The following is a 4318-nucleotide window of genomic DNA, read 5'->3' on the forward strand; positions in this document are numbered from 1 at the left end:
ATTTGGATGTCCCGTCACGCTAAAAGCCTCAAACAAGAGGTTGAAGGTGCTGTCGGTAGCGCACTCAAAACCGATGCGCGGGCGGGGTGGGGGATATTTTGGCTGGTCTTTTTTGCGATTATGCGGGAAGGTTTTGAGACGGTACTATTTATCGCGAGTAAATTTCAGCAAGGGATCGTACCTGCGGTGGGCGCGATCGCGGGAGTCGTCACCGCCACCTTAATTGGGATGCTGTTATTTAAGTGGGGAATGCAACTAAATATCCGCAAGTTCTTTGCCGTGATGGGGGTCTTGCTACTGCTAATTATTGCTGGATTGGTGGTTACTTCATTGGCGCGATTCGACCAAGCTATTAATGCTGTCGCCCAGATGAATCGCGATTCTCAAGGGATGTGCTTTTTCTACGAGCGGTTTGCCAAACCCGCCGATAAGGACTGCATTCTCGGCCCGATAGTCTGGAATTTTAGCAAGACTCTTCCAGAAGAACAATTTCCCGGCATGGTATTCGCCGCTCTCTTTGGTTACGTGCAGCGACTGTATTTAGTTCAGGCAATTTGTTATTGGGTCTTTTTACTCGGCGTGGGTAGTATTTATCTACAGCCTCAAAATTGGCGACTAAACTGGTTTCGGCGGAAGCAGAAGTTTGAAGACTTGCTGGTAAATAAACTTCCTGACAAGCGGATGTAGCCCATATTCTGCTGGTTCGATCGCTATGCAAACTGACAGCCTCAACTAAATTTAAGTTAATAATAACTATTATCAATTAAGTCAGCTCGATTTTGAGTACGCGATCGAGCGGGAGATCCAGATTGGTAACGGTCTTCAAGCCAAATTATGCTTAACTTTCTTCAACTCTACAGCCTGAAAATAGCTGTAGAGTTTAATTTTTCTAATACAAATAACCTTCACACCTCAGCAATGCTAATCAAAAATTAGCGATCGCTAATTTCAGATGGTGCTATGCTAATGATATTATTTTGCAATAAGCTAGACTAAAGTCCGCTAGCCATTGGGTAAGATAAGCAGCACATCAAAATAAAAGCCAACTGACATCCTCACCAGATCGATCGAGATCGGCGGGAGAAAATATCAGCTAGCAACACAAAATAACTATTTCAATCTTAGGCGATCGGGTCGATATCCTTCTAGGCATAATCGCGCGAAATCCTGACAACTCTTCAATCCACAGTTGCTTTCGCAACCTCAATCACAATTATGGCAGCAACTTATACGATCGCTAAAGGTAACGCACCTACCGTTACTGGCGCGGATAATGACATCATCGATGGCGGTGATGTCACGACCAATATTAGTGCTGGCAACGGCATCAATCTCGTGCGAACTGGCAAAGACAATGACGTCATCGCGACAGGTAATGACAATGATTTTATCGATGCTGGTGACGGCAGGAACACCATCAATGCTGGCAATGGCAAAAATCGCGTCCTCGCTGGCAATGGCAATGACACCATTGCACTCGGATCTGGCAATAATCTCGCTTACAGTGGTGCGGGAAACGATACAATTTCGGCACTATTTGGCAATGGGATTATCAATGCTGGCACTGGTAGTGATGAAGTCGATCTCGGCGGTGGTAACAACCGAGTCGTCCTCGAAGGTGGTGCTGGTGATGTGACAATTACCGGATTTGACGCAACTAAGGATCGGCTCCGGCTGGGCGAAAGCTTGCTTGGTAAGTCGCTGACGTTTACTACCAAAGGTGACGATACCCTGGTGACGGATGGCACAGATCTCGTCGCTACTCTCAAGGGCGTCACAAATGCTTCGGCAGCACTCATCGATAATGGATCGCTGTATAAGTACGAAGCTACCGAATTAGGCTCGTTCAATACCACTAACAAGAATGCCAACGTGGTTGCGGGTGGTATTAATGACTTTGGGCAAATTGCTGGACGTTACGATACTGCTGGTACCTTTATCAATGAAAATGCCACCACCGCAGTGCTCCAAACTAACAACATTATCCGTCAAGGATTTATCTGGGAAAAAGGTAAGCTCACCGCACTTACCAACGTTGGGATCAAACAAGGTGAGTCGGACTTTGGGGCACCTGATGGTACGAGCATAAATCTGCTAGTCCCTAATGTCCGAGGCATCGGTGACAGGGGCGTTGTGTTTGGCACTGTCGATGAAGTTCGTCAACCAATCCCTATCCCGACAGACCGAGCGATTACTTGGGAACAAGAAGGGACTGCCAAATACGAACTGACGGTTGACGATTTTGGAGGATTAGAGAGCTACTACTTCGATACCAACAATAGCAAGCAGTATGCTGGTCGCAATATTCTTGCTGATGGGTTTGAAAATCCCATTTTAATTGAGAATGGCAACGTGACAGATCTCGCCGATTTAGGTGGCGATGGTGGTACCGCACAGGGTATTAATAATCAGGGACAGCTTGTTGGATCGATCGATAGCGACGGCAAGCTCGATGATAAGTTTACCAACACCGCTGCGATCTGGGAAAAAGATGCTAAAGGCGATTACCAGCTCAAAAATCTCGGTACTTTTGGCGCGGCGCAAGCTAGTTTGAAGGATATCAATGATGCGGGGCAGATTATCGGTGCCAAAAGTAACGGACTGAGCGGTAATGCTGCCACTAGTAATCCATTTATCCTCCGCGATGGGAAAGTCACTGACTTGGGAAGTTTGGGCGGTAAAACAGGCTCTGTCAATAGCATTAACTCTTTTGGTACCGTCGTCGGGGCTTCGCAGTTGGCAGATGGCAAAACCAATCACGCATTTGTTTGGAGTGAGGGAAAACTCGCCGATCTCAACAATTTACTCACCCAACCCCTCACCTATGAAGGTGCCGCAGTCGTCTTAACTAATGCTGTAGGTGTCAATGACTTTGGGGATATTGCTGTCACTGGAACTTACACCTATAAGGATATAGTTACTGGTCAAGATACCACTGGTACGCGTGCTTACGAACTCAAAGGCATTGCCAACAGTATCGCCACTGCTACAGTTGGTGCGAATGCGTTCGCGACAATCAGCCTCACTGCCACTACTCCCACCCCCGCACTTGCCACCACTGAAGTAGCCAAAGCACTCGCTGGCAATTCACCCAGCGACATCACCAACACCAATACCACAGCCGCGCTCGGCCAAGCAACGCTGAAAATGACCGATGCTAGCAATAGCCTCAAGTCAACTGAGGTGAGTAATATCAATCAGTTAATGGCTACTACTGGTATTGGCGATTCAACCAATTACACTCAAGTCGATCCGATCCTCGGTCAGACAGATTCCTTGTCCGCCGATCTGCAAAAGTACCAACAGTTTGCAGGTACTAAAACAACTGTCTAACTCCTGATTTCTGACTAGCGATCGATAAGAGCACTAGATCGTTAAGGTCGATTAAAAAATAAGTTTACGCCGTCATGGCTTAGTTCTTGTGTTTGCTTGGAAATGGCTGAATTGTTAGCGGCCGCAACTTAGCTGGCAATTTATCAATAATCATCAATGACTTTAGATTCAATCACAGAAACATCAACAGAACGGGAATTTCCCAAACAATTAGATTTGGCTCAGGTCTGTATCTATGGACTGAGTATTCTCTCTGCGGGCATATTTTTATTTCTGCCTTTTTTCAATCTGCTCCATCCCAGTCCTTGGCAAAGATCGATCGGGGCGATTCATGGCTTTGGCTCACTCTTAGCAACAGTTGTTGCTGTATATACCGGACATTTAGCCTTTCCGCTGTTGCGTGGCTCCGCCAAGATTTTACCGCAAGTCCGCACGCTGACATTTTGGGCAACTTCGATCGCTTTTTTGGCGATCGCTAGTGGCAACTGGGCATACATGCGCTATCGCGCTGATGCCTCATTCGGCGGTGCCAGAGCTTGGCTCAAGGAAAATAGCCCGCTCGCTCAGTATGTCTTAATGGAATACCACGAATTTAGCGTTCTGTTTACGCTGCCGATTGGGGTCGCTTGTACGTGGATTTTGTGGACGTATGGCGATGCAATTCTGGAGAAAAAACATCGGGCTGTTTTATCAGCTACCTGTGTTGCCTTAATGGGACTAATGTTCTTTGCAATGGGGGGTTTAGTGACAGGATTGGGCATAGCTAAAATTCATGCCCTTTAAATTACAGCATTTATCAGGTAATAGAAATTATGACAAATACTCGTTCGCGGAGAGTTTCCAGAGGAGAATCGTACCAAATATCCCCGCCTATTTATGGGAGAGTGTGGGCAAAATTCAAGCAATTTCCAACTGGTTTAGCCAAAGGATCTCACCAGCCACCGGAAACATCAGGAACCGCAGCGGCAGCATTAATTAGTGTGGG

3 protein-coding genes are annotated in these 4318 nt (G+C 46.7%); all 3 read left to right on the forward strand.

Annotated features, from left to right (window positions below; genetic code table 11):
- A partial coding sequence (locus RMO84_RS04100; protein ID WP_310487204.1) for an FTR1 family protein occupies positions 1–687 on the forward strand: 687 nt, incomplete at its 5' end.
- A 528-nt stretch (positions 688–1215) separates the two neighbouring features.
- On the forward strand, positions 1216–3333 hold the full coding sequence (locus RMO84_RS04105; RefSeq protein ID WP_310487206.1) for a hypothetical protein: 2118 nt from the start codon (positions 1216–1218) through the stop codon (positions 3331–3333).
- A 156-nt stretch (positions 3334–3489) separates the two neighbouring features.
- Positions 3490–4116, forward strand: coding sequence for a hypothetical protein (locus RMO84_RS04110; RefSeq protein WP_310487207.1), 627 nt, complete (start codon positions 3490–3492; stop codon positions 4114–4116).
- Positions 4117–4318 lie beyond the last annotated feature (202 nt).

Origin of the sequence: Chamaesiphon sp. VAR_69_metabat_338 (genome assembly GCF_031423935.1) — a bacterium.
Taxonomy (GTDB): Bacteria; Cyanobacteriota; Cyanobacteriia; order Cyanobacteriales; family Chamaesiphonaceae; genus Chamaesiphon.

What these genes read in the sequence shown, in the direction of transcription:
- RMO84_RS04105 (WP_310487206.1), top strand. Translation starts at nt 1,216, where the DNA reads ATGGCAGCAACTTATACGATCGCTAAAGGTAACGCACCTACCGTTACT.
- RMO84_RS04110 (WP_310487207.1), top strand. Translation starts at nt 3,490, where the DNA reads ATGACTTTAGATTCAATCACAGAAACATCAACAGAACGGGAATTTCCC.